The 1560-nt window shown below is 74.8% G+C and carries 1 protein-coding gene and 1 pseudogene; both read left to right on the top strand.

Going from position 1 to position 1560, the window contains the following annotated elements; genetic code table 11:
- Positions 1-1178: pseudogene (locus MVA01S_RS29795) on the top strand (AAA family ATPase); the annotation flags it as partial.
- 74 nt (positions 1179-1252) lie between these two features.
- Positions 1253-1560: type VII secretion target (locus tag MVA01S_RS29790; RefSeq protein WP_218006077.1), on the top strand; the 308-nt coding region annotated here is incomplete at its 3' end.

Raw genomic sequence — 1560 nt, 5'->3', positions numbered from 1 at the left:
TGCTGGCGCTGGGCAGCGACCGCCCGCTGCCGCAGCCCGACATGTGCGCCGCCGCGAGTGATGCGCTGCGGCTGGGCGATCTGGAGCTCAGTGAGCGGCTGGGCCGCGCCGCACTGGGCAAGGCCCAGGACCTCCGTGCCCGCCTGACCGTCGGGTACGCGCTGGCCTGGCAGGGCCGGGGCCGGGAGGCCGACGCGGTGCTCGCCGAGATCGACCCGGCCGGGCTCAGCGAGGACGAGCTGATGGCGTGGGCGCTGCCGACCGCGGCCAACCAGTTCTGGATGCTGTCCGAACCGGAGCGCGCGACCGCGTTCCTGCGGGCCACCCGCGGCCGGGTGAGCTCCCCGGCTGCCCGGGTCACCCTCGACGCGCTGTCGGCCACGTTCACGATGAACGCCGGAAACCTGGCCCGCGCAAGCGAACTCACCGAGGAGGTGCTCTCCTCGCCGGCAGCAGACGAGACCGCCGTCGGCTGGGCGGCCTCGGCGGCAGCGTTGAGCAAGGCCCGGATGGGGCGGTTCGCCGATGTCGACACGCTGGCCGAGCGGGCGCTGGCCGCCGGTCAGCCGGGACTGCTGCGGTTCACCAGCGGGCTGGGCCAGACCACCGCGCTGCTGATGACCGGCAGCCCCGACCGGGCTCTCGAGCTGGCCGAGCGGATCACCGATCTGGCACGGCGCAGGCAGCCGGCCCGCGCGATCGGCGAAGTGGTGATCGCCGACGTGCTGATCGCCCACGGCGAGCTGACGCGCGCGGTGTCGCTGCTTCGGGAAGCGGCCGCGACCCTTGCGCCGACCGGGTATTCGTGGGGTCCGCTGGCGTGGATGCTGCTGGCGCAGGCGCTCGGCCGGTCAGGTCAGCCCGTGGAGGCCGCGAAAGCGTTGGCGCGCGCCGAGTCCCGGCACGGACTGAAGTCGATGCTGTTCGCCCCCGAGCTCGCGCTGGCGCGGGCGTGGACCGCGGCGGCCCGGCAGGACACGCACGGCGCCGTCGCCGCTGCCCGGGAATCCGTGAAGGCCGCCGAACGTGGCGGGCAGCAGGCGGTCGCGCTGCGCGCCGCCGTCGACGGGATGCGGTTAGGCGATCCGCGCGCCGGGGCGACGCTGTCGCGGCTGTGCGACGACCTCGACTGCGCGTTCGGTCGCGCCGCGCTGGCCGAGCTCGCCGGGCGGGCCTGACCGCGCCGGTTTTGCCGTCAGGACACCCGGGCGCGCGGCCCTAAACTCAGATCCGAGTGATCGGGAGGTGTGCGATGACCCAGCCACTGTCGGTGGATCCCGGCGCTGTGCGGTCTCTCGGTGAGGTTCATCAGCGGGTCGCCGGCGAGCTGGGTGCGTTGTCGGCCGCTCCCCCGGGCTCGGTTGCGCAGTCGCACGGCACCATCGCTGCGGCCGTCGATGCGGCGCTGACCGGCGCGCTGGGCGCCAGGTCGGACACCATGGCCACCACACACGCCGCCGGGGACACCATCTCCGAGCTGCTACGGCAGGCCGCGCTGGCCTACGAGCGCGGCGACGACCGCGGCGCGGAGGCGATCCGCGCCGCGGCCGACCATATGGC

It is taken from the genome of Mycolicibacterium vaccae NBRC 14118 = CIP 105934 (assembly GCF_001552715.1).
Classification (GTDB): Bacteria; Actinomycetota; Actinomycetes; order Mycobacteriales; family Mycobacteriaceae; genus Mycobacterium; species Mycobacterium vaccae.
The sequence above is the reverse complement of the archived record's forward strand: the minus strand, read 5'-3'. Positions and strand labels throughout refer to the sequence as shown.